The following is a 24,422-nucleotide window of genomic DNA, read 5'->3' on the forward strand; positions in this document are numbered from 1 at the left end:
CAATGGCTAACGTAGAAGCAAAGCAACAACAGCCTGATCTAGCTGAAAAGCTAATCGCGGTGAACCGTGTGTCTAAAGTAGTTAAAGGTGGTCGTATCTTTAGCTTCACTGCACTAACTGTAGTTGGTGACGGCGCAGGTAAAGTAGGTTTCGGTTATGGTAAAGCACGTGAAGTTCCAGCTGCTATTCAAAAAGCAATGGAAAAAGCACGTCGTAACATGATCAACGTAGACCTAAATGGCAACACATTACAGCATCCTGTTAAAGGACGTCATGCTGGCTCTCTTGTGTTTATGAAACCAGCATCTGAAGGTACTGGTATCATCGCAGGTGGTGCTATGCGTGCAGTACTTGAAGTGACTGGTGTGCAGAACGTACTTTCTAAATGTTACGGTTCTACTAACCCGATCAACGTTGTACGTGCAACGATCTCAGCTCTTGAGAATATGAATTCTCCTCAGTCGATCGCTGCAAAACGTGGTCTTCGAGTAGACGAGATTCTGGGGTAAACCATGGCTAATAAAACTGTAAAAGTAACACAAGTAAAGAGCTCTATCGGTCGTTTACCGAAACATAAAGCTACATTACGCGGTCTTGGTTTACGTCGTATCAATCACACTGTTGAGTTAGAAGACACAGCATGTGTACGTGGTATGATCAACCAAGTTTCATACATGGTTAAGGTTGAGGGGTAATTCGAATGCATTTGAATACACTTTCTCCTGCTGCAGGTTCTAAATCTGCTCCAAAACGTGTTGGTCGTGGTATCGGTTCTGGTCTTGGTAAGACTGGTGGCCGTGGTCACAAAGGTCAAAAATCACGTTCTGGCGGTAAAGTACGCGTTGGTTTTGAAGGCGGTCAAATGCCTATGCAACGTCGTCTACCTAAGTTTGGTTTCACTTCTCGCAAATCTTTAGTATCTGCAGAAATTAACCTATACGAAATCGCTAAAGTAGAAGGCGATGTGGTAGACCTAGGTACGTTACAGGCAGCTGGTCTAGTTAAAAAGAACGTTCTGTTCGTTAAAGTTGTTAAATCTGGCGAAGTTTCACGCGCTGTTACCGTTAAAGGCCTTAAAGCCTCTAAAGGTGCACGCGAAGCTATCGAAGCCGCCGGAGGCAAGGTAGAAGACTAAGGAAGTACTAATGGCTAAACCAGGTCAAGATACACAAAGTGCACAAAGTGGGCTTTCGGAATTGAAACGCCGATTACTATTCGTATTAGGCGCTATCATTATTTACCGTCTAGGTTCATTTGTGCCAATCCCTGGGATTGACGCCGCTGTACTTGCCGATTTCTTCGAGCAACAAAAGGGCACCATTGTTGAAATGTTTAACATGTTCAGCGGTGGTGCGCTTGAGCGCGCTTCGGTGCTAGCACTGGGTATAATGCCTTACATCACAGCTTCAATTATTACGCAACTATTAACGCATATGTATCCGCCGTTTATAGAGCTTAAAAAAGAAGGTGAACAAGGTCGTAAGAAAATTAGCCAGTACACACGCTACGGCACGCTCTTGCTTGCTACTATCCAATCAATCGGTATTGCCACAAGCTTACCGGGTATGATGGACGGGTTAGTTGTTAACCCAGGTCTCGGTTTCTATTTCACCGCAGTGGTGAGTTTAGTAACTGGTACTATGTTCCTGATGTGGTTGGGCGAGCAAATAACTGAACGTGGTATCGGTAACGGTATCTCAGTTCTAATATTTGTTGGTATTGTAGCTAACCTGCCGTCTGCTATTGGTTCGACAGCCGAAATGGCGCGCCAAGGTGATTTACATGTTTTAGCACTGTTATTGATTGCGGTAATCGTATTCGCTGTTACTTATCTTGTAGTGTTCTTTGAACGTGGTCAACGTCGTATCGTCGTTAACTACGCAAAGCGTCAACAAGGTCGTCAAGTATTTGCTGCCCAAAGCACGCATTTACCACTAAAAGTAAACATGGCGGGTGTTATTCCACCAATCTTTGCTAGCAGTATAATTCTGTTCCCTGGTACTATTGCCAGCTGGTTCGGCCAGGGTGAAGGTCCGGTCGCTGATGTGCTACAAGCGATTGCTACAACGTTGACTCCAGGTCAGCCTTTGTATGCACTAGTTTTAGCCGCGGCTATTATCTTCTTCTGCTTTTTCTACACAGCGTTGGTTTTTAACCCACGTGAAACAGCAGATAACCTGAAAAAATCTGGCGCATTTATCCCAGGTATTCGTCCAGGCGAGCAGACATCGAAATACATTGATAAAGTGATGACACGCCTGACATTGGCAGGTGCTTTGTATATAACCTTTATCTGTCTGGTGCCCGAATTCATGACCATGGCATGGCAAACGCCATTCTACTTCGGCGGTACATCAATTTTGATTATCGTTGTTGTGATCATGGACTTTATGGCACAAGTACAGACTCATATGATGTCTCATCAATATGATTCTGTGCTGAAAAAAGCGAACCTTAAAGGCTACGGTCGATAAGGTCAGTTTACGGAGTTGAGCAATGAAAGTACGTGCTTCCGTTAAGAAAATATGCCGTAACTGTAAAGTTATTAAACGTGCCGGTGTTGTACGTGTAATTTGCAGTGAGCCTAAGCATAAGCAAAGGCAAGGTTAATTAATAAGTCGTGCAGGCTGAGGTTTCTCGGCCTGTGTTTTCAATTGTGATTTGGTCTTCGTTTGAGTATCCTTACGGGCTCTTCAAACAGATGATAACCAAATTCAAATATAGGAGATGTGTTAGTGGCCCGTATCGCTGGCATTAACGTCCCTGATCATAAACATGCAGTTATTGGTTTAACAGCTATTTATGGCATAGGTAAGACTCGCTCTAAGGCTATCTTAGTAGCGACTGGTATCGCCGAAACCACAAAAATCGGTGAACTTTCAGACGAAACACTTGACGTATTGCGTGAAGCAGTTGGCAAGTACACTGTAGAAGGTGATCTTCGTCGTGAAGTTACTTTGAATATCAAGCGCCTTATGGATCTTGGTTGTTACCGTGGCCTACGTCACCGTCGCTCTTTACCACTACGTGGTCAAAGAACAAAGACTAACGCGCGTACCCGTAAGGGTCCTCGTAAGCCTATTAAGCGATAAGGGGATAGTATTATGGCTAAGACACCAATTCGTCGTAAAAAGGTTAAAAAGCAAGTTGCTGATGGTATGGCTCATGTTCATGCTTCTTTCAACAACACTATTGTTACAATTACCGACCGTCAAGGTAATGCACTATCATGGGCTACTGCCGGTGGTTCAGGTTTCCGTGGTTCACGTAAATCTACACCATTCGCTGCTCAGGTTGCTGCAGAGCGTGCAGGTACTGCTGCTCAAGAATACGGTTTAAAAAATCTAGAAGTGTTCATCAAAGGTCCAGGTCCAGGTCGTGAATCTGCTGTACGTGCTTTGAATGCTGCTGGTTACCGTATCACCAACATCACTGATGTGACGCCAATACCACACAATGGTTGTCGTCCACCGAAGAAACGTCGCGTTTAACAATAGGTTAGGAGAAATAACATGGCAAGATATTTGGGCCCTAAGCTCAAGCTGAGTCGTCGTGAAGGTACTGACCTGTTCCTTAAGAGCGGCGTAAGAGCTATCGACTCTAAGTGTAAACTTGAGACTGCACCTGGTCAGCACGGCGCTCGTAAAGGTCGCTTATCTGATTACGGTTTACAATTACGTGAAAAGCAAAAAGTACGTCGTATCTACGGTGTATTAGAAAAGCAATTCCGTAACTACTACAAAGAAGCTGCTCGCCTTAAGGGTAACACGGGTGAAAACTTGTTACAGCTTTTAGAGCAACGTTTAGACAATGTTGTATACCGCATGGGTTTTGCAAGCACACGTGCTGAAGCACGTCAGTTAGTAAGCCACAAAGCGGTTTTAGTTAATGGTCGTGTAGTGAACATTCCTTCATTCGTAATTACTCCAGAAGATGTAGTAGTTATCCGTGAAAAGTCTAAGACACAAGCTCGTATCATCGCTGCTCTAGAACTAGCCGAGCAACGTGAAAAACCGACTTGGGTTGAAGTTGACGGTAAGAAAATGGAAGGTAATTTCAAACGCCTACCAGAGCGTTCAGACCTGTCTGCGGACATCAATGAACAACTAATCGTCGAACTTTACTCTAAGTAAAGTTAAGAGTTAAGAGAGGATAAAATGCAGGGTTCTGTTACAGAATTTCTAAAACCAAGGTTAGTCGATATCGACGCTATTAACCCAACTCGTTCTAAAGTAGTTTTAGAGCCATTAGAGCGTGGCTTTGGCCATACTCTTGGGAATGCCTTACGCCGTATACTTCTTTCGTCAATGCCTGGATGTGCAGTAACCGAAGTTGAAATCGACGGTGTGTTGCACGAGTACAGCGCGAAAGAAGGCGTACAAGAAGACATCATTGAAATTCTGTTAAATCTTAAAGGTCTAGCAGTTACTTTGGAAGGTAAAGATGAAGTTTTTCTTACCCTGACTAAGTCTGGTGTAGGCCCTGTGACTGCGGCTGATATTCAGCACGACGGCGATGTAACCATTGCTAACCCAGAGCATATTATTTGTCATTTAACGGCAGATAATAGCACGATCAGCATGCGAATTCGTGTTGAACGTGGTCGTGGGTATGTGCCGGCATCTAGCCGTTTATCCTCTGATGACGATGAGCGTCCAATTGGTAGATTGTTGCTTGATGCATCATTTAGCCCAGTTGAACGTATTGCGTACTCGGTTGAATCAGCACGTGTTGAACAACGTACAGACTTAGACAAGTTAATCATTGATATGGAAACAAACGGCACTATAGATCCAGAAGAAGCGATCCGCCGTGCGTCGACTATCTTAGCTGAGCAGCTAGAAGCATTCGTAGACTTACGTGATGTTACTGAGCCAGAAGAGAAAGAAGAGAAGCCAGAATTCGATCCTATTCTACTTCGTCCAGTTGATGATCTTGAACTAACAGTGCGTTCAGCAAACTGTTTGAAAGCCGAGCAAATTCAATATATCGGTGATTTAGTTCAGCGCACAGAAGTCGAGCTTCTTAAAACGCCTAACTTAGGCAAGAAGTCTCTGACTGAAATTAAAGACGTGCTAGCTTCACGTGGTCTATCTCTAGGTATGCGCCTAGAAAATTGGCCACCTGCAAGCCTAGCTGAATAATCTAAATCACTATATTAGTTTAGTTAGAAGGATAGGGTCATGCGCCATCGTAAGAGTGGTCGTCAATTAAACCGTAACAGCAGCCATCGTAAAGCGATGTTCAGCAATATGGCAGGTTCTTTGGTGAAACATGAAATCATCAAAACTACTTTGCCAAAAGCGAAAGAGTTACGTCGTGTAATTGAACCTTTAATCACACTGGCTAAGACTGACAGTGTAGCAAATCGCCGTTTAGCGTTTGCTCGCACGCGTGATAAAGAAGTAGTTGGTAAATTGTTCAGTGAAATCGGTCCTCGCAACACAGACCGTCCAGGTGGTTACACTCGTATTATCAAGTGTGGCTTCCGTGCTGGTGACAATGCACCAATGGCTTATATTGAACTAGTAGGTCGCACATCTGCGAACGAAGAAGTTCAAGAAGACGCGCAGTCTGCTGAGTAAGTCTTAAAGACACCAAAAAGCCGAGCTTAATGCTCGGCTTTTTAATGCCTAAAACTCCTATAAATAAACAAGCTACTTCAGTACGCTCCAATAAGCGCCGCTTTCTTTTCAAAATATCTATTACCACTACTTAACCATTGCACATTGATAGCGTTGTTGATCTTCAATAGTGATCATTGAGTTTAAACCATTTTAAAGATCTTATATCCGTTGTTCCGCACCCCTAATTTAAATTAAACTCGCTCATTAAATAGCCACTCTATTTACTTTTGTAAATTAAATGTTATCGAAGATCCCTAGATTTGATCTATTACTCTCTTTTGAGAGCCTAATTTTATGCCTGTTCCTTCTTCTAAAATACTTTACCATTCAGATAATTCTTCAACCCTGCGCCCTTGAGGAATAAATTTGTAAACCTCAGAGTCTAATGAAAGAATGTGGCAATATAGACCTAGATCACCAAATCTCCATATGGTTATATATCGACAGACATTTAATAACATCTGGATACTTTCACTATCTAGACAATCAATAGCTCCAGAGTAGACTTTTTGCAAAAGAGACTGCTCTTTTGAAAATTCCATTTTCTTCAACTTAGCTTTAAGCTCATTTTTTTTATGCATTTTTAATCGACTTAACACTTCCAAGAATTGCTCTTCTACAACAGAAAAAACTTAAATTGTCCAACACTCCAGACTTTCCCTACACCCGAGATAGATGAAGGGTGACGCTTAATCAGTGAAGATATTCGAGAGTATATTCGCGAGACATTTTATGTTCAGTATAAGCTTAATAATGTGTACAGCTGATTGCATAAACTTAATTTATTGTGGATAACATCTCGTTCAAAGTTTGCCCAGCAACAGGCCAAACGGAGGCAATTATAGCGCCTTATTTGAGTAAGGATATAATGAGCCAACACTTACAACTCATTTTCAGATGCGACGCCATATGGGCAGCATGCAGTGGTTATTGTTGACTGCGCAAGCTGGCATATTACGGATATGTGCTTTAGAGCATGGACAAATCTGATCACTAAATAAGTAGCATTGGTATCACCTTGAAAACTTGCGAACCTATTTCCTCTATCAGCTAATGAAGTTTGATTTTATGACTGTTTCAAATTCATGACAGTGAGTAACTCAGTCCTTACAAATTAATCAGGGTTTTTTACTTAAATACACCGTCAAAAACTGCAATAGAAGGTTAACTTCTATATGCTCTTGCCAAATTATTATACTAATAGGTGAAGTGCATGAACTCTTCCACTGATGCTGCGCAGTTTGACGCAGTGACAACAAGTCAATCGAAATGGAACTTTCATGATACCCAATGGGTGTTGAGTCTTTTTGGTACTGCTGTTGGGGCAGGTATTTTATTTTTACCTATTAATATTGGTATTGGTGGTTTTTGGCCGCTGATCATTTTAGCGTGCATGGCATTACCGATGACATTTTTAGCCCACCGTGGCTTAGCGCGTTTTGTATTGTCATCAAACAACAAAGATGCGGATTTTACCGATGTAGTTGAAGAGCACTTTGGTGCTAATGCCGGCCGATTAATTTCTCTATTGTATTTTTTATCAATATTTCCAATTCTACTGATCTACGGTGTTGGCCTCACCAATACTGTTGATAGTTTTATGGTAAACCAATTAGGTATGGAAACACCTTCTAGAGTATTGCTTTCAGGAGTTTTAGTTGCAGGTATGATCAGCTTGATGCTCGGTGGTGAAAGGCTAATGTTGCGTGCTTTTGCTATTTTAGTGTATCCGTTAGTGGGGATTTTACTGTTTTTATCGTTGTATCTGATCCCTAGTTGGCAAGTACCCGATATGGCCTTTCCTGAGTTTGTAGGTTTTAGTAAAACACTATGGCTGTCGATTCCTATACTAGTGTTCTCATTTAGCCACGCAGCAGCGATATCAAGCTTTGTAAACGTACAACGAGGCCATTATGGTAAGCAAGCGACAGCTAAGGCAGAAGCTATTTTAAAGCGTACTAGCTTGCTGCTAATTGTATTTGTGTTGTTATTTGTATTCTCCTGTGTTTTATCTTTAACGCCAGAGCAAATGCTGCAAGCTAAAGCACAGAATGTATCAGTGTTATCTTACTTAGCTAATGTGACAGACAATTCATTTATTGCCACCTTTGGCCCACTAGTCGCGTTTATTGCTATTACTTCATCTTTTTTAGGTCACTTTTTAGGAGCGAGAGAAAGCTTTAATGGGCTTGTTACTAAACAAACAAGTTTGTCGATGAAAAGCGCCGATAAAATTGGCGTTGCGATTATGTTTTTTGCTATTTGGTTTTGTGCCGTTAAAAACCCAAGCATCTTAGATATGATGGATCAACTATCAGGGCCAATTATTGCGATGATCCTATTTATCATGCCGATGATTGCTGTGTATAAAGTCCCCGCATTACAAAAATACCGTGGCCGTTTTAGCACTTTGTTTGTGTTAGCGGTAGGCATATTAGCGGTAGCTGCTTTGATTTATGGCTTTGTTGCTTAGCGAGTAGCTTTAGAGACTTTAGTTAGATTAAATGAAAGCCCTGTAGGTGACAAGCTTACAAGGCTTTTTAGTTTACGCGATTGCAGCTAGGGCACGACCTCTAATATCAGCGGCAAAGGCTAGGCCTTTTTTAAAGCTTGTTTCAGCAGCGCTAATCGCATCTGCATCGCCATTCGCTGCAAGTACAGCTTGGCTTAGTGCATTATAGAGATTTTTAATTTGCGCTTGGTAGGCTGAATCAATCGCACTTTCAATTGTTGTCATTACTTCTTCCTGTAGAATCAATTAATTGAACTGAGAATGTTAAAACACAATAGCTGATTTTACGAGAGGCTTTTTAGATAGAGGAATGTTTCATGACTAAAGCCTCTATGGAGCGTGAAGTGCCTTGGTGATTATTCATTAGTTGAAGAGTTCTAACTTACAACTTAAAATTGATGGTTTACAACAGTTAGGTCTATTTAACCAAAGTAGTAATGGAGATCAAAGTGGTCGATAAAGCAACCTTATACCTCGAAGATATCTTAGAGGATGCATTTTATTTTTTGCAGAATGGCGATGCGAAACAGGGTAAGTACTTGCTGAAAAAAGCAGCTAAAAAGTACCCACGTCATTACTTGACCTATTATGGGGTCGGTATAATGGCTGTACTCAAAGGTGATTATAACTTAGCTATACAAAACTTGCTGAAATCCATAGCAGTTAATGGTGAATATGCTTTAGCTCACTATAACCTGGCGATTAGTTATCAAAAAACTGGAAAGGTTGATTTATCTATTAAGCACTATGTTGCAGCATTGAAGCATGCGTCACCAGAAGATGCAGACGTTATTACTGCGTCTAAAGAAATTGTTGAGTTAGTTGAAAAAGACTTGCCGACAGGTTTTACTATTGAACAGTACCTTGAAGATTCAGAACGTTTCGATAAGGGCTTTGAATTACTCCAAACAGAGCAGTACGAAAAAGCTATTCCCTTGTTTAAAGTGATTGCATCAAATCAGCCTAAGCATGTGCAGGCTAAAGGGAACTTAGGGATTTGTTATTTAATGTTACAGGATTATACACAAGCGCGAGATTACTTTGAGCAAGCGTTAGCGCTTGATCCAGACTATGAACCTGCAAAGAAAAACCTAGCTGTATTGAATAATATAGAAACTGGGCTGTTGAGTAAGCCTTTGAGTATGCAATCAACTTATTTTTATGCAGAAAAAGCAGCACAAGCGAATAAAATAACTTAGTAATCGAATGGTTCAAGCTTACAACTTATCGCTTAAAGCTGTACTGCTTTCTTTGGTTTAAATAGGTTGAATGTTGTAATACTCAACTCAACCTACGATGAACAATGTAATTATTTGCTCATTTTATCAAGGTCTGGCTTTAGTCTGACAATGTGACGGGATGAATCCCGACTTACAAAAGAACACCAATACCAAGTACTTCGGTGTCAGATATTTCATGCTTAAAGTCACTTATAGACGAAGGCTAAGACTGAAAACGACAAGCCAAAGTAATTGTTTGGAACCACCGAGGTTTGGAGGCGCTACGCGCTACACAGAGGAGTAAACCTCTGTATAGTTGCTAGTTGTTTCTAATTTCAAGTAATTAAGTATAGACTGGGCTAGTTGCTTTAACTTGTTTACTTATAAGGAAATTACATTGTCGCAGTCTCTTCCTATTCCAGTCCAGCGTTGGCTATCACTGTTATTGTGCGCAATTACCGCAGCTGCGATTACGGTATTTGTAAGTAACATCAGTTTTGTACAGCAAGCCTATGCAAGCTGGGGCAGTATTTTAAATACAAGCCTCGCGCTACATTATAGTTTCGCGTTTTTAGCAGGCATTGGCATCAAGCTAATGCTGGATAAGTTTTATATCTCCCACGGCAAACGTAGTATTGGGTTTAGCTGGCGATATCCACCGGTGACGATAAGTGTATTGTTTGGCTTACTTTTCATTGTGGGTTATGTGTACTTCACGTATTCCAATGAGATAGTAGAACAACTGACTGCTCATGCCTTTTTAAGCTTTAAGTTTCTGTCACTGAGTTTTTTAGCTGTTGCAGTGACTATTATCTATCAAACTAAATTGTATACAAAAAATCCCATATTTTCGGTTGTACTGTGTGCGGTATCAGCATTTTATTTATTTTCAGCCATAAACTTAGTTGAGATAGCACATGCATTCTGCGTGTTTTTCTGTATCGCAGCGGCTTACTTAGGCATGTCTATTTATTTGATATCAGAGCAGCTAAGAGTATCCAACAAAGAATTGATAGCCGAATCAAAACAAAAAGTAGAGTTTAAGTTTGAGAGTTTAGAGCATTTCCAGAAATGGTTTAAAGACGATTTACCTGTTCAAAGCACCACGGAACTAGAACCGGACTTACAGGTTTATGCACAGCGCATCACTGAGCGACTATTAACAGGCGGCGATAAAGAAGGGTATGAGAGAAAGGGAGCGCAACACATAGCATTATGTGGTCCATTTGGCTGTGGGAAAAGCAGCATAGTTGACAGTATTGCAAGTGAGTTAGCAAAAAGCCCTAAGCAAGATGGGATCTGGATACAGAGTGATATATCAACGTGGGGTGCAGCAAGTGGCAGTGTTGCGCATGTGATACTCAGCCATATTATCGATGATATCAGCCAGCACTTAGATATGTGCGCCTTTCGTGCGTTACCAAAGCACTATACAGAAGCGATGAAAGCAGGCGGCAGCTTTTTTCAATTTGCATCTACATTACTCGCAGGCCCCGTTGATATTGAGGCACGTTTTCAAAAACTTAATGATGTTCTTGAAGCAACCAACCACAAATTACTGATCACCCTACAAGATGTAGATCGTGGCACCGGTGATGAAAACGAAAAACGCCTAAATGATATAGCTGCGTTGCTTGATAGATTGAAAAATAGAAATTTGAGTCATATCAATTTCATCGTCGCGATGGGGAATGACAAACTGAAGAGCCTTGAAGTGCTATCAAGAGCAACTGACTATAGGGAAGATGTTGTTTTCAGTAATTTTTCGGTTAAAAAACTAGAAAGTTTTATTTTAATAATGATAAATGAAGCTGAAAAAAAAGGCGTTGTAGTTTTTAATGACGATATGAATGAATTTAGAAACTCTCAAGATGAACCGTTAGCATTTATAGCGAATAAATCACTTGAGTTGGAGCTGATCAGTAATTATTTAACTACATTTAGAATATTGAAAAAAGTGTTGAGAAGAACTTATGAAGCGTGGACATCCGATGCTGGATTAATGGGGGAAGTGAATATATATGCTCTGCTAATGCTTTACACATTGCGAGAAAAAGAAGTTAAGGCCTTTAATAGAGTTTTACATTTCTTAAATGAACCAAATTATATCCGAGTACAGGGGCAAGATCTTAAAGGCTCTTTAGAGGAAATAGCGCAGAATGATAAGAACATTCATCATTTCATCGTAGTGTTGTTAAATTTAATTGAAATAGGCGATAAGTATGACTTTGACAGGTTAAAAGACTACTTACAGGGTATTCACTCCCCTAAGTATCTGCATAGAGCTTTAAAGCAAAATGTAGACAAAATAGATTCTGATCAAAATTTTATTGAAACATTGAAAGATGTAACACAATCTAAAGATTTATTAAGTTTTGTAAAATATTGGTTGGAAACAGATCCATTTCAAGAGAAAAATAGGATCGCACAGTTTATATTCTGTGATTTTCAAACAGGTAAATTGAACTTGGATTTATTTCAGCAGTATAAGAACAGGGTTGGAGTTTTGAAGGATAGCTTAACTCGCAGAGTTGCTTTTTATATTGCGAGTAGATTAACTATAGAATCGTTTGTTGCTATAGAGCAGTTGCTATTAATAAATGGTAATGATGAATCGTTGATCAAAAGCGCAAAAAGAGCTTTAAAAGTAGCATTAATTGAAGTTTTAACTGATAACTATGACAGGGAGTATTCTGAAATTCAGGGTAAAACCTTTGAAAGTGAGCTCCCTAGAGATTTATATGCTTTTACAAGAGCTGCGTATGATGTAGTTAAAAGTAAATTGAATATAAGACATGATATTTCAATCCCTGAAATGAGTTATAAAAATGCTAAGAACCTAAATGAAGAGATTGAAAAGCAGAAAGAAGCATTAAGTAGATAGTTTAATACTTGAAGTCAATATCTAGAAACCTCTGTGTAGCGCGCAGCGCCTCGGTGGTGAAATTGTCTTTAAATTAAAACCGAGTGAGGTTTTTCGTGGCTGAAGCCATCTCCTACGAGTGAAGTGCTAGGCTTACAACTTAGCGCTTAAAGCTCTACCGCTTATGGCTAAAACTCTCTGTGTAGCGCGAAGCGCCTCGGTGAGCTCTGTGGTGAAATTGTATTTAAATTAAACACTGATCGAGGTTTTTCGTGGCTGAAGCCAACTCCTACGAGTGAAGTGCTAGGGTTACAACTTATCGCTTAAAACTATACAGCTTATGGCTAAAATTCTCTGTGTAGCGCGAAGTGCCTCGGTGGTCTCTGTGGTGAAATTTGTTTTTTTAATAGAGTTCGGTGTAGGATTTTTCGTGGCTAAAGCCATCTCCTACGGGTTGGGTTTTGAGGCGCTTATAACTTACCGCTTAAAGCTCTACAGCTTATGATTCAGCATGCTGGGTTTCGCTTCGCTCTACCCAGCCTACGTCGCGGCATTTAACCTAGCCTACGATGATAAATTTAACGCCGATCAGCTCTTAAACTGACGGCTGATAGCTTACAGCTGAAAGCGCTTATTCTTCTATCACACTCACTACAAAATACGGATTTAAATATTCACCCTTAGTATTGTAAACAAGCGGGCTGCCGTCGAGTTTAGTGACTTTTGCACCGGCTATTTCGGCGATTGCGTGGCCTGCGCCGGTGTCCCATTCGCAGGTTGGGCCGAGGCGTGGGTAAATATCAGCGCTGCCTTCGGCGACTAAGCACAGTTTTAGTGAACTACCTTTTGAGACCATTTCCACCTCATCAAAGCGTTTTACAAATTCAGCTAGATCGGGGGAGGGATGAGAGCGGCTGCCGACTACGCGAATAAGCCCTTTATTTACTTTAGTGGTGACTTTAAGCTCAATACGTTCATCGCCTTTATCTTTAAAGGCGCCGATTGCCTCAGCGGCGAGGTAAGAAACCCCAAGTGCAGGGGCATCAACCACGGCTAACGTGGGTTTGCCGTTTTCGATTAAGGCGATATTGACGGTGAATTCACCGTTCTTTTTAATAAATTCTTTGGTGCCGTCGATAGGATCAACTAACCAATAGCGATCCCAAGTTTGGCGCACATCCCAGCTAATATCGGCGCTTTCTTCGCTGAGTACTGGGATATCGGGCGTTAAATGAGCTAGGCCGTTGGCAATCACTTTATGAGCTGCTAGATCGGCGTCGGTTACTGGGCTTTCGTCGGCTTTGTATTCAACGTTAAAATCTTTTTCGTAAATCCCCATAATGGCGCTGCCAGCTTGGCGGGCGAGGATCAATACTTCTTCTAGCAGTTCCGTTTGGTTCATGACTTAACCTTTAATAATTTGCTGTTGTTTTAGATACGTTATCAGCTCTTGCACCGATTGGTCTAGGGTGTTTTTACTGGTATCTAAGATTATTTCTGGTGAGTTAGGAATTTGATAATCAGAATCAATACCTGTGAAGTGTTTTATTTCACCTGCGCGGGCTTTTTTGTATAAGCCTTTTGGATCGCGGCTCTCGCATACGTCCAGCGGGGTGTCTAAAAACACTTCGATAAATTCACCTTCGCCGACTAAGTCTCTTACCATATCGCGTTCGGCGCGAAACGGTGAAATAAATGCGGTGAGCACCAAAAGCCCCGCATCAACCATCAGTTTGGCAGTTTCGCCTACGCGGCGAATATTCTCGATACGGTCTTCGTCACTAAAGCCTAAGTCTTTACATAAGCCATGGCGTACGTTGTCGCCATCAAGCAGGTAAGTATGAATACCTTGCTGATTAAGTGCGCTTTCAAGGGCGTTTGCTACGGTGCTTTTACCTGAGCCAGAAAAACCAGTAAACCATAAAATAGCGGGTTTATGGCTTTTATGCTCACTACGCTGTGTTTTAGTAATGGCATAGTTATGCCAAACAATGTTCTCATCCATTGTAATAATCTCTTACTTTTTATTTGCTAATGCGCTGGCTTAAAAAGGAAATACCAGCGGAATAAGGGTTAATACCGTTATTGAATAAATAATAGAAAGCGGTAAGCCCATTAATACATAATCTTTTAAGCGATAGTTGCCAGCGCTGTACACCATTAGGTTAGTTTGATAACCAAACGGTGATATAAAACTCGCTGATGCACCAAATGCCACCGCCATAATAAACGGCAGCGGGTTAACGTTAAAGCCAATCGCTAATGCGTAGGCGACAGGGAATGATAGTGCCGCCGCTGCATTGTTGGTGATGAGTTCGGTGAACATCACCGTCATTACAAATATGGCGATAAAAGCGCCATAAGGGCCAAAGTCACCGAGCACATAAAACAATACTGCAGATATTTGCCCTGCTAAACCTGTGCCTATCATCAGTTTTGCAAGGCCAATGGCACTACCTACTACAGCGAGTAACTCAATAGGAAAACGGCGTTTTACTTCGCTCAGCTTTATCGTTCCCGTGAGCATTAAGCCTATAAGTAGCACTAACAAGCCTTTTACCAGTGGTACTAAGCCGATAATGCTTAAACCCAGTACCGCAGCAAAACTGGCTAGCACTAAGTTAGATTGCTTAGGCGCTAAGTGGGTTTGTAAATCAAGCCCTGAAATATACACAAACTCGCGCTTTAAGTTTGGCAAGGTGTAAAAGTCTTTACCTGGTGCAAGAATTAACGAATCTCCAGCCTGTAACTGCACTTTACCTAAACCACCTTGTAAGCGGTCATGGCCGCGACGAATAGCGATAACAGCGGCATGAAACTGTTCACGAAAACGGATTTCTTTGACTGTTTTGCCAATAAATTTAGACGATTGACTCACCACCACTTCTACTAAGTGTTCTACGTCTTTTTGATGTTTATCATGAACTATTTTTAGCCCGTCAAAGCGTGTTAGTAGTGGCACTGATTTGATGTCACCGACAAATAGTAATACGTCGCCCGATTTTATTACTTGTTGTGGGGTTACTGCACAAATGCGTTTATCGCCACGAATAATTTCTGCTAGGAATAAGTCTTTTAATTCCCGAAGGCCATTTTCTTCTACGCTTTTACCAATCAGTTTTGAGCCTGTTTCTACTTTACCTTCGAGGTAAAAGGGCACCACTTCTTGGTCGTTTTTACCGTTGTCGGGTAAGTATTTAAGCATTACTAAAATAGTAATAAGGCCAACACTTAATGCGCCTAAGCCGACTAAGGTAAAGTCGAAAAAGCCCAGTGGTGCCATACCAGCATCAACGGCAAAACCATTGACGATTAAATTTGTTGAAGTACCAATTAAGGTAATCGTGCCACCTAAAATAGCGGTGTACGATAAAGGCAATAACAGCTTTGATGGTGAATGAGTGGGGCTGTCTTTAATTGCGGTAATTAATGACGCAACCACCGCTGTATTATTAGTAAATGATGATAAAAAGGCGGTCGATAGGCCAAGCTTTGTTACTGAACTGGTTAAGCTTCCTTTAGACAGTGATTGGGCCAACTTTTGTACTAGCGTGGTTTTTTCAACCGCGATAGAAACCAAAACTAATAAAACCAGCGTAATAAGGGAGGGGTTGGCGTAGTTTGCCAACATGTCTTCAAGCTCTATCAGGCCAGCTAAATAGGCGGTGCCAATCGCACCGACAAAAAGCCATGCCGGCTTTAGTCGGGTGCCAAAAAGGCATCCGACTAAAGTGAGCATAATGCCTGTTAATACTAGCTGTTGATACATGTTTTAAATGTCCTTAACAGGCAAAGTTGGTTATTTAAGCTTTGATATATCAAGCGCTTGCCAATGTGGAAAATGTTTACGTACTAATGCGTTAAATTCAACTTCAAAATCACTAAAGTCACCGCTTTGCTCTTGGCTTGCAAGTGCTTGCTCTACCATGCCTGCTGCAACGGTTAAGTTAGATAAACGGTCGATTAAAATAAACGAGCCGGTTTCGTGATTGTTGTGATACTCATCAGCTAAAATCGTTTCTGTCAGCTCAAGCGTTACAATGGCGATTTCATTAAGTTGTAAGCTGTCTGCGTTGCCGTGTTCAAGCGTATTCACATCAATAGTATGATCAATCTTCTTAACAATGGCTGAGGTATTCTTACTGTCTAGCTTAAAGTTATAGCTTTTACCTAAAACCAGTGGTGCTTCGTGCATCCATACAAGCTTAGCTTGCACTTGGTTAGTGACAGCAACTGTAGAATCAGCAGGAACAATTACGTCCCCTCGGCTAATATCAATTTCAGTGTTAAGCGTGATAGTAATGGCTTGACCAGCTTGTGCGGTATCTAAGTTACCATCAAACGTTACCAGCTCTTTAATGCTTGAGGTTTTACCTGATGGCAATACTTTAATAGCATCACCCACGCGTAATTTTCCTGAGGTCAAAGTGCCTTGGAAACCACGGAAGTTTAGGTTAGGGCGTACCACATATTGCACTGGGAAACGCGCTTCAAAGCCGGTGTCGGTTTCGGCCGCTGGCGAGTCTTCTAGTAACTCAAGTAATGGTTTGTCAGTGTAATAAGGTGTGTGTGCAGAGCGAGTTACTACGTTATCACCTTTAAGCGCCGACATAGGCACAAACTTAATGTTAGATACGTTAAGTTGCTCAGCAAATTTTAGGTATTCAGCTTTAATGCGTTCATAAACGGTTTCGTCAAAATCAACGATATCCATTTTATTGATAGCAACCACAAATTGCTTAATACCCAGTGAGTCACAAATAAAGCTATGACGCTTAGTTTGTACTTGCACACCATAACGCGCATCAACAAGGATAATGGCTACATCACTGGTTGATGCGCCCGTTACCATGTTGCGGGTGTATTGCTCATGCCCTGGAGTATCAGCAATAATGAATTTACGTTTAGCCGTTGAAAAATAACGGTACGCTACGTCAATGGTAATGCCTTGCTCACGCTCAGCTTGTAAGCCATCAACCAGTAGGGCTAAATCAAGCTCTTCGCCTGCATTGCCTACTTTTTCGTTATCTTTATGCAGTGCTGCTAACTGATCTTCATAAATTTGGTGGCTGTCGTGCAGTAGGCGACCAATCAGGGTTGATTTACCGTCATCCACACTACCACAGGTCAGCATACGTAATAGGCTTTTGTCTTGTTGGCGAGCAAGATAGGCGTCGATGCCAATAGCTTTTACTTCGTTAATTGTATCGCTAGTATTAATAGACATTAGAAATAGCCCTCACGTTTTTTCTTCTCCATTGAACCTGCTGAATCGTGGTCAATTACCCGACCTTCACGTTCTGATGACGTAGATAGCAGCATTTCTTCGATAATCTCAGTCAGTGTACTGGCTGTTGATTCCACTGCACCGGTAAGTGGGTAGCAGCCAAGGGTACGAAAACGTACTGACTTCATTTGTGGTACTTCGCCATCAGCAAGTGGCATGCGCTCATCATCAACCATGATCAAAGTACCATCACGCTCTACAACAGGACGCTCTTTGGCTAAGTAAAGCGGAACCATATCGATGTTTTCTTGATAGATATATTGCCAAATATCAAGTTCAGTCCAGTTAGACAATGGGAATACACGAATGCTTTCGCCAGGGTTAACTTGACTGTTATAGGTATTCCAAAGCTCAGGACGCTGATTTTTTGGATCCCATCTGTGGTGTTTGTCACGGAACGAGTACACACGCTCTTTTGCACGTGATTTTTCTTCGTCGCGGCGCGCGCCACCAAAGGCTGCATCAAAACCATACTTATCAAGCGCCTGCTTTAAGCCTTGAGTTTTCATTATATCGGTATGCTTACCAGAGCCATGTTCGAAAGGGCTAATATCAATCGCCATTCCTTCAGGGTTTTTGTGGACGAGTAAGTCAAAACCATACTCTTTAGCAAGGCGATCACGAAACTCAATCATTTCTTTAAATTTCCAGTTGGTATCAACGTGAAGCAGTGGAAATGGAATTTTCCCAGGGTAAAACGCTTTACGCGCTAAATGTAAAAGTACCGATGAATCTTTACCGATAGAGTAAAGCATAACTGGGTTCTCAAACTCAGCGGCGACTTCGCGCATGATTTTGATACTTTCAGCTTCTAATTGCTGAAGGTGAGTTAAAGCCATTGTTAGTCGTCCTACTAAAATGATTAAAGTTAAAATCTAAATCGTTTAATGCTTATGCTACGCTAGTTAGCGGCTGTGCAAAGCTGCTGGTTTGGGCTTTTGCGCCAAACCAATGAAGTTGGTCATGTAATGAAACAACTTCACCAATAATTAATAATGCCGGTGAAATAATGCTGTGGCGTTCAATTAAGTCGGCCAGTTCACCTAGTTTACCGGTTACTACGCGTTGATTTTTGCGAGTACCGTTTTCAATAATGGCCACCGGTGCATCTGCACTGCGACCATGTTTAAGTAGCTGCGCTTGAATATGGGGAGACTTAATTACACCCATATAAATAGCCAGAGTTTGGTTTGGTTTTGCCAGTGATTGCCAGTCGAGTTCTTGACCGTCTTTTTTACAGTGACCAGTTACAAATTGTATTGCTTGCGCATGGTCACGGTGCGTTAGCGGAATACCCGCATAGGCACTACAACCTGCGGCGGCAGTAATGCCTGGGACGATTTGGTAATTTACCTTATTGGCTGCCAGTACTTGAACTTCTTCACCACCGCGGCCATAAATAAACGGGTCGCCACCTTTAATGCGGCAAACTTTTTTACCTTGTTTGGCAAAATCAACCAGCATTTGGTTTGTATCTTTTTGGGCTACACTGTGATCGCCCAAACGTTTACCTACACAAATTAAATCAGCATCACGACGGACTAGATCCATAATTTCATCAGATACTAAGTAGTCGTATACAACTACATCAGCTTGCTGCATTAATTGCAGTGCTTTTAAGGTTAATAATTCTGGATCACCAGGGCCTGCACCAATAACGTACACTTCGCCTTCGGGCTCAGGTTTAGCATCTAGTAGCTGTTCGAGTTGCTCGCTCGCTGATTGAGTATCACCACTTTGCACTTTACTGACCACTGATGAATCAAATACCGTTTCCCAAAACTGGCGGCGATCGGCAAAGTGTTTAAAGCGTTGCTTAACTTTGTCGCGAAAGCTGCTCACTAACGTTGCAAGCGGGCCAATATGTTGTGGGATCAGTGTTTCGAGTTTTTCGCGTAGTCGCCTTGCTAAAACAGGCGCTGTGCCAGCGCTTGAAATCGCAATAGTAATAGGGTCACGATCAACAATAGAAGGAAAGATAAACGTGCACTTAGGTTGATCATCCACCACATTTACAAATACATTTTTTGCGTTGGCAAGTTTAAATACGGTGTTGTTAACAGCGTCATTATCTGTGGCTGCGATAACCAGCATTTTACCTTCAAGGTGTGATTCCTCGAAGTAAGCGTCAATGAGCGTTACTTCATTGTTTTGTGCATGCTCTTTTAATTCATCACAAAACCAAGGTGCTACTAAAGTGACATCAGCGCGAGCTTTCAAAAATGCACGGTACTTTCTAAGCGCTACATCTCCACCGCCAACAACCAATACCGGTTTATTGTCGAGCTTGGTAAAGATAGGTAAATATTGCATGTGTAGACCCTTGGAAAAATTACAGCAAAGATGCTTTTCGGAAACTCAGAATATAGCGGTGTAAGTTAAGTAAAAAATAATTAAAACCCAGTTAATATAACTAAAAGTTATATAGGATTGTCCGCTTTGGCTTGAGGCTTAGTTAATCGGGGATTGCGCCGAGTTACAAGTGGTCGAGTTACAAGTGGTATAGTCGTGAGCTGAACTACTTATAAGTGTTTGGTTACGAGCTATAGCGAGATTATGGAAATTTGGTACTATTGCTAATACATGAACTTACTTGGTGGATTTATGACAACGCAACTAACTGATGCGGCATTGGCCGTGCAATTAATGGATTTAACCAGTTTAAATAGTAATGATAGTGCGGCAACAATACAGGCCTTGGTGGCTAGTATTAAGCCCAATCTAGGTATTCCGGCTGCAGTGTGTGTTTATAGTGAGTTTGTTGATGGCGCTAAGCTTGCATTAGCGGAGCGCGAGCTTAGTTATGTAAAAGTTGCCACAGTAACTAACTTTCCCTCCGGCAATAATGAGCTAAGCGAGGTAATTAATGAAACATTAGTTGCAATAGAGCGTGGTGCAGATGAAATTGATTTGGTGTTACCGTATCAGGCCTTAATCGCGGGAGACGAAGGCACAGCGCTAGAATATGTGCGCGCCAGTAAAGAGTGCTGTCCTGAACACGTACAATTAAAAGTAATTATAGAATCCGGCGAACTAAAAACAGCGCAATTGATAACACTGGCGACAGAAATAGCAATTGCCGGTGGCGCTGACTTTGTTAAAACCAGCACTGGTAAAGTAGCTATAAATGCCACTCTTGAAGCAACCGAAGTGATGTTAAGTACGATTAAAAAGTCGCCGCATGTAGTCGGTTTTAAAGCAGCAGGTGGTGTGAAAACGGTTATGGATGCAAGTAGTTACTTACAGCTAGCCACTGATATTATGGGTGAAGGTTATTTGAATCCGTTAACATTTAGATTTGGTGCATCAAGCCTGTTAGCCGATGTATATGCGGTACTTACCTAGTTGCAGTGTGATTTTTATCAAGGTGAAATATTACAATTAGTGTAACTCCGTTATTTTATTGTGAAAGGTGATCATATTAACTAACGTACGAAAGAAGTTGATTTGGTTATTTCATAACTAACAGGTTAATTAGCCCTTAATATTTTGTCAGATGGGTATCTTTTACACTTGTGTTAATGAATTGCGTAAGTATAATAGGCATCCACTTTGCAGGGGCGTAGTTCCAATTGGTAGAACAGCGGTCTCCAAAACCGATGGTTGGGAGTTCGAGTCTCTCCGCCCCTGCCATTTTATCCTGTTTGTGGGTAAAGTCTGAGGTTAAAAATCGGTTTAAATAAGTCTGTTTTTAAGTTTGGATTTTAATGGATTAACCCTGCCATAGTGTAGGGTTGTTGTGTCTGTAGTTAAGGTAATAATATTATGAGCACGAATGTAGAAACTCCATCAAGTGCGATGGATTCAGTAAAGTGGCTTGTGGCAATTGCGCTACTTGCAGGCGCAGTAGTTGGTAACTATATGTACGCAGATCAGTCTGTGTTATTACGTGCTATTGGTGTTGTTGTTGCCGTTGCCGCAGGTTTGGGCATTGCATCACAAACTGAAAAAGGGCGTACCTTTCTTGCTTTTGCAAAAGAAGCACGCATAGAAGTACGTAAAGTAGTGTGGCCTACTCGCCAAGAAACTACCCATACGACATTTATTGTAATGGTTGCAACTGCGATTATGGCACTTATCCTTTGGGGATTAGATGGCATTTTATTCCGCGCAGTAGGCTTTTTAACTGGATTGGAGATCTGATCCCATGTCGGATGAGAACAACGAAAAGAAGCTACGTTGGTACGTAGTACAGGCTTTCTCAGGTTATGAGAAGCGTGTTGCACAAACTATTCTTGAGCATATCAAGATCGAAGGTTTGGAAGATAGCTTTGGTGAAGTATTAGTACCTACTGAAGAAGTGGTTGAGATGCGCGCTGGTCAAAAGCGTAAATCTGAGCGTAAGTTCTTCCCAGGTTATGTACTTATTCAAATGGATATGAATGATGCAAGCTGGCACTTAGTGAACAGCACTGCACGTGTAATGGGCTTTATTGGTGGAACGTCTGATCGTCCTGCACCAATTAGTTCAAAAGAAGCTGACCGTATTCTTAACCGTTTACAAGAAAACGCTGAAGCGCCGAAGCCAGCAACGTTATTTGAACCAGGTGAAGTGGTTCGTGTTGTTGACGGCCCATTTGCTGATTTCAGTGGTGTGGTTGAAGCTGTGGACTATGAAAAGAGCCGCGTAAAAGTATCGGTACTTATCTTTGGTCGTTCAACACCGGTTGATCTTGAATTCGGTCAAGTTGAGCAAGATAGATAAAAAAATTAACTGATTTATACCAAAAAATATATTGTTTGGTATAAAGCTTGAAAAAGGCCGCTGATTAACTTATAATCAGCGGCCTTTTTGTATTCAAAGTAAGCATTTATTGGTTTGTATACAGAAAAGTGAGAAACCAATTTTTAAACTGGGAAGCCGCTAGAGTACGCGTCCTCGCGCGCACAAGGCTAAGACCCACCTAATGAGGTATTTATAATGGCTAAGAAAGTTGAAGCTCTAATCAAGCTACAAGTTGCTGCTGGTATGGCTAACCCTAGTCCTCCAGTAGGTCCAGCACTAGGTCAACACGGTGTAAACATCATGGAATTCTGTAAAGCGTTCAACGCACGTACAGAATCTATCGAAAAAGGCGCTCCAGTTCCTGTAGTGATCTCTGTTTACGGCGACCGTTCATTTACGTTCGACATGAAAACGCCACCGGCTGCTTACTTACTTAAGAAAGCTGCAGGTATCAAATCTGGTTCAGGCCGTCCTAACACTGAAAAAGTAGGCACAGTAACTCGTGCTCAACTTGAAGAAATCGTTGAGACTAAAAAACCTGACCTTACAGCTTCTGATTTAGAAGCTGCGGTTCGCACTATCGCAGGTTCTGCGCGTGCGATGGGCTTGAACGTAGAGGACTAAGATAATGGCTAAATTAACTAAACGTATGCGTACTATCCGCGAAAAAGTGGAAGTAACTAAAGATTACGAAATCACCGAAGCAGTTGCTCTTTTAAAAGAGTTAGCGACAGCTAAATTCCTAGAAAGTGTTGACGTTGCTGTTAACCTTGGTATCGATGCTCGTAAATCTGACCAAAACGTTCGTGGTGCAACTGTACTACCTCACGGTACTGGTCGTGACGTTCGCGTAGCAGTGTTCACACAAGGCGCTAACGCAGAAGCTGCGAAAGAAGCTGGTGCTGAACTAGTAGGTATGGAAGATCTTGCTGAGCTAGTTAAAAAAGGCGAGATGAACTTTGACGTTGTTGTTGCATCACCAGACGCTATGCGTGTTGTTGGTCAACTAGGTCAAATCTTAGGCCCGCGTGGTCTAATGCCAAACCCTAAAACTGGTACTGTAACACCTAACGTTGCAGAAGCAGTTAAAAATGCTAAAGCTGGTCAAGTGCGTTATCGCAATGACAAAAATGGTATCATCCATACTACTATTGGTAAGGTTGATTTCACAGCTGAGCAACTTCAACAAAACCTTGAGTCGCTAATTGTTGCGCTTAAAAAGGCCAAGCCTTCACAAGCAAAAGGTGTTTACGTTAAGAAAGTAACCATCTCTACAACAATGGGCGCAGGTGTTTCTGTTGACCAAAGCACTTTAACAACTGCTGTTGTTTAATTGAGTGTTTACATGGCGTGAAATTTATACTATAATTTCGCGCCATTTTGCTGATTAATTTAATTACTTGGCAAAGTAAAGAATTCGGGTTGAAGTCCATAATTTCGGTGCGCTTTAGGGCAAACCGATAAATTGGGCTTCCGTCCAAGACCGTAGGTGGCTTCAGCCTTAATATTCACCTACGTAGACGGTGTGAATCCCCAGATAGATTTTTCCTAATCTTCTGGCTCTCGCCGTAAAAAGCATCCTTATCTTGTTTGATAGGGAAGAGTAGAACAGGGAAGCCGAATGTCGGTGACCCCATTAAACCAGGAGTAACACCCATGGCTTTAAATCTTCAAGGCAAAAAAGCAATTGTTGCTGAAGTCAACGAAGCAGCCAATGGTGCTCTATCTGCAGTAGTTGCAGATTCTCGTGGTGTAACAGTTGGCGCAATTACTGCCCTTCGTAAAGAAGCTCGTGCAAATGGTGTATGGATGAAAGTTGTCCGTAACACGCTAGCTAAACGTGCTCTTGAAGGAACAGATTTTGAATGCCTTTCTGATTCATTTGTTGGTCCAAGCTTAATCGCTTTCTCATCAGAGCACCCAGGTGCTGCTGCGCGTATCTTTTCTGATTTTGCAAAAAAGAACGAGAAATTTGAGCTTAAAACGGCCGCTTTTGAAGGAAATGTTGTTGATGCAGCAATGCTTGCTACATTACCTACATACGATGAAGCTGTTGCACGCTTAATGAGCGCTATGAAAGAAGCGTCTGCTGGCAAATTGTGTAAAACAATTGAAGCAGTACGTGTACAGAAAGAAGAGCAAGCTGCTTAATTTTAAGCTGTTTAATCCCTTTCGGTGTAAAATTTT

At 41.6% G+C, this 24,422-nt stretch carries 27 protein-coding genes and 1 tRNA gene; 20 read left to right on the forward strand and 8 right to left on the reverse strand.

The annotated features are described in order from the left end of the window. The first annotated feature begins 2 nt into the window (after positions 1-2). The 10 genes from rpsE to rplQ all read left to right on the forward strand — a co-directional run bounded on the left by rpsE (position 3) and on the right by rplQ (position 5,585). A complete protein-coding gene (rpsE, locus tag HHO47_RS11030) occupies positions 3-509 on the forward strand; it encodes a 30S ribosomal protein S5 (RefSeq protein WP_002959485.1) in 507 nt (168 codons plus the stop codon). 3 nt (positions 510-512) lie between these two features. Beyond that, positions 513-695, forward strand: coding sequence for a 50S ribosomal protein L30 (gene rpmD / locus HHO47_RS11035; protein ID WP_016710201.1), 183 nt, complete (start codon positions 513-515; stop codon positions 693-695). 5 nt (positions 696-700) lie between these two features. Further along, a complete protein-coding gene (gene rplO, locus HHO47_RS11040; RefSeq protein WP_169020346.1) occupies positions 701-1,135 on the forward strand; it encodes a 50S ribosomal protein L15 in 435 nt (144 codons plus the stop codon). Between the two features lie 10 nt (positions 1,136-1,145). Next, the gene (gene secY, locus HHO47_RS11045) at positions 1,146-2,474 is read left to right on the forward strand and encodes a preprotein translocase subunit SecY (RefSeq protein WP_169020347.1); all 1,329 of its coding nucleotides are present in this window, start codon (positions 1,146-1,148) and stop codon (positions 2,472-2,474) included. A 22-nt stretch (positions 2,475-2,496) separates the two neighbouring features. Beyond that, positions 2,497-2,610 (forward strand): 50S ribosomal protein L36, encoded by a 114-nt coding sequence (rpmJ, locus tag HHO47_RS11050; RefSeq protein WP_002959476.1) that lies wholly within the window; start codon positions 2,497-2,499, stop codon positions 2,608-2,610. Between the two features lie 125 nt (positions 2,611-2,735). After that, on the forward strand, positions 2,736-3,092 hold the full coding sequence (rpsM, locus tag HHO47_RS11055; RefSeq protein WP_145241916.1) for a 30S ribosomal protein S13: 357 nt from the start codon (positions 2,736-2,738) through the stop codon (positions 3,090-3,092). Positions 3,093-3,104: 12 nt separating this feature from the next. Next, on the forward strand, positions 3,105-3,491 hold the full coding sequence (rpsK, locus tag HHO47_RS11060) for a 30S ribosomal protein S11 (protein ID WP_002959471.1): 387 nt from the start codon (positions 3,105-3,107) through the stop codon (positions 3,489-3,491). Between the two features lie 21 nt (positions 3,492-3,512). Further along, positions 3,513-4,133: a 30S ribosomal protein S4 gene (gene rpsD / locus HHO47_RS11065; RefSeq protein ID WP_016710205.1), complete on the forward strand. Its 621-nt coding sequence runs from the start codon at positions 3,513-3,515 to the stop codon at positions 4,131-4,133. 24 nt (positions 4,134-4,157) lie between these two features. Further along, positions 4,158-5,144, forward strand: a complete 987-nt coding sequence (locus tag HHO47_RS11070) for a DNA-directed RNA polymerase subunit alpha (RefSeq protein ID WP_169020348.1) — start codon at positions 4,158-4,160, stop codon at positions 5,142-5,144. A 39-nt stretch (positions 5,145-5,183) separates the two neighbouring features. Continuing rightward, the gene (rplQ, locus tag HHO47_RS11075) at positions 5,184-5,585 is read left to right on the forward strand and encodes a 50S ribosomal protein L17 (protein WP_016710207.1); all 402 of its coding nucleotides are present in this window, start codon (positions 5,184-5,186) and stop codon (positions 5,583-5,585) included. 362 nt (positions 5,586-5,947) lie between these two features. Here the strand turns inward: rplQ and HHO47_RS11080 are convergent, their stop codons facing one another. Beyond that, positions 5,948-6,232 carry a hypothetical protein gene (locus HHO47_RS11080; RefSeq protein ID WP_169020349.1) on the reverse strand — a complete coding sequence of 95 codons (285 nt, stop codon included), beginning with the start codon at positions 6,230-6,232 and terminating at the stop codon, positions 5,948-5,950. 608 nt (positions 6,233-6,840) lie between these two features. Between HHO47_RS11080 and HHO47_RS11085 the strand changes: the two genes are divergently transcribed. After that, positions 6,841-8,100, forward strand: coding sequence for an aromatic amino acid transport family protein (locus HHO47_RS11085; protein WP_169020350.1), 1,260 nt, complete (start codon positions 6,841-6,843; stop codon positions 8,098-8,100). A gap of 72 nt (positions 8,101-8,172) precedes the next feature. On the opposite strand, the gene HHO47_RS11090 is transcribed toward HHO47_RS11085, so the two are convergent. Then, a complete protein-coding gene (locus tag HHO47_RS11090; RefSeq protein WP_064668708.1) occupies positions 8,173-8,364 on the reverse strand; it encodes a hypothetical protein in 192 nt (63 codons plus the stop codon). Positions 8,365-8,588: 224 nt separating this feature from the next. Here HHO47_RS11090 and HHO47_RS11095 point away from each other — a divergent pair, with 224 nt between their 5' ends. Both HHO47_RS11095 and HHO47_RS11100 read left to right on the forward strand, forming a co-directional pair. Further along, complete coding sequence (locus tag HHO47_RS11095; RefSeq protein WP_169020351.1) at positions 8,589-9,338, forward strand: tetratricopeptide repeat protein; 750 nt, start codon at positions 8,589-8,591, stop codon at positions 9,336-9,338. A 466-nt stretch (positions 9,339-9,804) separates the two neighbouring features. Further along, positions 9,805-12,243: a P-loop NTPase fold protein gene (locus tag HHO47_RS11100; RefSeq protein WP_211183692.1), complete on the forward strand. Its 2,439-nt coding sequence runs from the start codon at positions 9,805-9,807 to the stop codon at positions 12,241-12,243. A 610-nt stretch (positions 12,244-12,853) separates the two neighbouring features. Here the strand turns inward: HHO47_RS11100 and cysQ are convergent. Genes cysQ through cysG form a run of 6 tightly spaced genes read right to left on the reverse strand, consistent with a single transcriptional unit; the run spans position 12,854 to position 19,822 of the window. Continuing rightward, entirely contained in the window at positions 12,854-13,624 is a 771-nt protein-coding gene (gene cysQ / locus HHO47_RS11105; protein ID WP_169020353.1) for a 3'(2'),5'-bisphosphate nucleotidase CysQ, read from the reverse strand. Positions 13,625-13,627: 3 nt separating this feature from the next. Continuing rightward, positions 13,628-14,227, reverse strand: a complete 600-nt coding sequence (cysC, locus tag HHO47_RS11110) for an adenylyl-sulfate kinase (RefSeq protein WP_169020354.1) — start codon at positions 14,225-14,227, stop codon at positions 13,628-13,630. A 39-nt stretch (positions 14,228-14,266) separates the two neighbouring features. Further along, positions 14,267-15,991: an SLC13 family permease gene (locus HHO47_RS11115; RefSeq protein ID WP_169020355.1), complete on the reverse strand. Its 1,725-nt coding sequence runs from the start codon at positions 15,989-15,991 to the stop codon at positions 14,267-14,269. A 30-nt stretch (positions 15,992-16,021) separates the two neighbouring features. Further along, positions 16,022-17,449 carry a sulfate adenylyltransferase subunit CysN gene (gene cysN, locus HHO47_RS11120; protein WP_169020356.1) on the reverse strand — a complete coding sequence of 476 codons (1,428 nt, stop codon included), beginning with the start codon at positions 17,447-17,449 and terminating at the stop codon, positions 16,022-16,024. Then, on the reverse strand, positions 17,449-18,348 hold the full coding sequence (cysD, locus tag HHO47_RS11125; protein ID WP_169020357.1) for a sulfate adenylyltransferase subunit CysD: 900 nt from the start codon (positions 18,346-18,348) through the stop codon (positions 17,449-17,451). The genes cysN and cysD overlap by 1 nt, the downstream gene beginning before the upstream one ends. A gap of 52 nt (positions 18,349-18,400) precedes the next feature. Beyond that, positions 18,401-19,822 carry a siroheme synthase CysG gene (gene cysG / locus HHO47_RS11130; RefSeq protein WP_169020358.1) on the reverse strand — a complete coding sequence of 474 codons (1,422 nt, stop codon included), beginning with the start codon at positions 19,820-19,822 and terminating at the stop codon, positions 18,401-18,403. 291 nt (positions 19,823-20,113) lie between these two features. On the opposite strand from cysG, the gene deoC reads away from it, so the two are divergent. The 7 genes from deoC (at position 20,114) to rplJ (ending at position 24,386) form a co-directional block, all read left to right on the forward strand. After that, the gene (gene deoC / locus HHO47_RS11135) at positions 20,114-20,854 is read left to right on the forward strand and encodes a deoxyribose-phosphate aldolase (protein ID WP_169020359.1); all 741 of its coding nucleotides are present in this window, start codon (positions 20,114-20,116) and stop codon (positions 20,852-20,854) included. 211 nt (positions 20,855-21,065) lie between these two features. Then, positions 21,066-21,142: transfer RNA gene (locus HHO47_RS11140), tRNA-Trp, on the forward strand. 132 nt (positions 21,143-21,274) lie between these two features. Beyond that, on the forward strand, positions 21,275-21,652 hold the full coding sequence (gene secE, locus HHO47_RS11145) for a preprotein translocase subunit SecE (protein WP_016710555.1): 378 nt from the start codon (positions 21,275-21,277) through the stop codon (positions 21,650-21,652). A 4-nt stretch (positions 21,653-21,656) separates the two neighbouring features. Then, positions 21,657-22,214 (forward strand): transcription termination/antitermination protein NusG, encoded by a 558-nt coding sequence (nusG, locus tag HHO47_RS11150; RefSeq protein ID WP_064668697.1) that lies wholly within the window; start codon positions 21,657-21,659, stop codon positions 22,212-22,214. A 216-nt stretch (positions 22,215-22,430) separates the two neighbouring features. Then, entirely contained in the window at positions 22,431-22,859 is a 429-nt protein-coding gene (gene rplK, locus HHO47_RS11155) for a 50S ribosomal protein L11 (RefSeq protein ID WP_008108462.1), read from the forward strand. A 4-nt stretch (positions 22,860-22,863) separates the two neighbouring features. Then, positions 22,864-23,568 (forward strand): 50S ribosomal protein L1, encoded by a 705-nt coding sequence (rplA, locus tag HHO47_RS11160; RefSeq protein WP_169020360.1) that lies wholly within the window; start codon positions 22,864-22,866, stop codon positions 23,566-23,568. Between the two features lie 323 nt (positions 23,569-23,891). After that, positions 23,892-24,386, forward strand: coding sequence for a 50S ribosomal protein L10 (gene rplJ, locus HHO47_RS11165; protein ID WP_002958881.1), 495 nt, complete (start codon positions 23,892-23,894; stop codon positions 24,384-24,386). The last annotated feature ends 36 nt before the right edge of the window (positions 24,387-24,422 follow it).

This window comes from Pseudoalteromonas arctica (assembly GCF_012927645.1).
In the GTDB taxonomy this organism is placed as follows: Bacteria; Pseudomonadota; Gammaproteobacteria; order Enterobacterales; family Alteromonadaceae; genus Pseudoalteromonas; species Pseudoalteromonas arctica_A.

Bases quoted from the DNA above. Each gene is read 5' to 3' on its own strand.
- rpsE (WP_002959485.1), top strand. From the start codon at position 3: ATGGCTAACGTAGAAGCAAAGCAACAACAGCCTGATCTAGCTGAAAAG.
- rpmD (WP_016710201.1), top strand. From the start codon at position 513: ATGGCTAATAAAACTGTAAAAGTAACACAAGTAAAGAGCTCTATCGGT.
- rplO (WP_169020346.1), top strand. From the start codon at position 701: ATGCATTTGAATACACTTTCTCCTGCTGCAGGTTCTAAATCTGCTCCA.
- secY (WP_169020347.1), top strand. From the start codon at position 1,146: ATGGCTAAACCAGGTCAAGATACACAAAGTGCACAAAGTGGGCTTTCG.
- rpmJ (WP_002959476.1), top strand. From the start codon at position 2,497: ATGAAAGTACGTGCTTCCGTTAAGAAAATATGCCGTAACTGTAAAGTT.
- rpsK (WP_002959471.1), top strand. From the start codon at position 3,105: ATGGCTAAGACACCAATTCGTCGTAAAAAGGTTAAAAAGCAAGTTGCT.
- rpsD (WP_016710205.1), top strand. From the start codon at position 3,513: ATGGCAAGATATTTGGGCCCTAAGCTCAAGCTGAGTCGTCGTGAAGGT.
- HHO47_RS11070 (WP_169020348.1), top strand. From the start codon at position 4,158: ATGCAGGGTTCTGTTACAGAATTTCTAAAACCAAGGTTAGTCGATATC.
- rplQ (WP_016710207.1), top strand. From the start codon at position 5,184: ATGCGCCATCGTAAGAGTGGTCGTCAATTAAACCGTAACAGCAGCCAT.
- HHO47_RS11085 (WP_169020350.1), top strand. From the start codon at position 6,841: ATGAACTCTTCCACTGATGCTGCGCAGTTTGACGCAGTGACAACAAGT.
- HHO47_RS11090 (WP_064668708.1), bottom strand. From the start codon at position 8,364: ATGACAACAATTGAAAGTGCGATTGATTCAGCCTACCAAGCGCAAATT.
- cysQ (WP_169020353.1), bottom strand. From the start codon at position 13,624: ATGAACCAAACGGAACTGCTAGAAGAAGTATTGATCCTCGCCCGCCAA.
- cysC (WP_169020354.1), bottom strand. From the start codon at position 14,227: ATGGATGAGAACATTGTTTGGCATAACTATGCCATTACTAAAACACAG.
- HHO47_RS11115 (WP_169020355.1), bottom strand. From the start codon at position 15,991: ATGTATCAACAGCTAGTATTAACAGGCATTATGCTCACTTTAGTCGGA.
- cysN (WP_169020356.1), bottom strand. From the start codon at position 17,449: ATGTCTATTAATACTAGCGATACAATTAACGAAGTAAAAGCTATTGGC.
- cysD (WP_169020357.1), bottom strand. From the start codon at position 18,348: ATGGCTTTAACTCACCTTCAGCAATTAGAAGCTGAAAGTATCAAAATC.
- cysG (WP_169020358.1), bottom strand. From the start codon at position 19,822: ATGCAATATTTACCTATCTTTACCAAGCTCGACAATAAACCGGTATTG.
- deoC (WP_169020359.1), top strand. From the start codon at position 20,114: ATGACAACGCAACTAACTGATGCGGCATTGGCCGTGCAATTAATGGAT.
- secE (WP_016710555.1), top strand. From the start codon at position 21,275: ATGAGCACGAATGTAGAAACTCCATCAAGTGCGATGGATTCAGTAAAG.
- nusG (WP_064668697.1), top strand. From the start codon at position 21,657: ATGTCGGATGAGAACAACGAAAAGAAGCTACGTTGGTACGTAGTACAG.
- rplK (WP_008108462.1), top strand. From the start codon at position 22,431: ATGGCTAAGAAAGTTGAAGCTCTAATCAAGCTACAAGTTGCTGCTGGT.
- rplA (WP_169020360.1), top strand. From the start codon at position 22,864: ATGGCTAAATTAACTAAACGTATGCGTACTATCCGCGAAAAAGTGGAA.
- rplJ (WP_002958881.1), top strand. From the start codon at position 23,892: ATGGCTTTAAATCTTCAAGGCAAAAAAGCAATTGTTGCTGAAGTCAAC.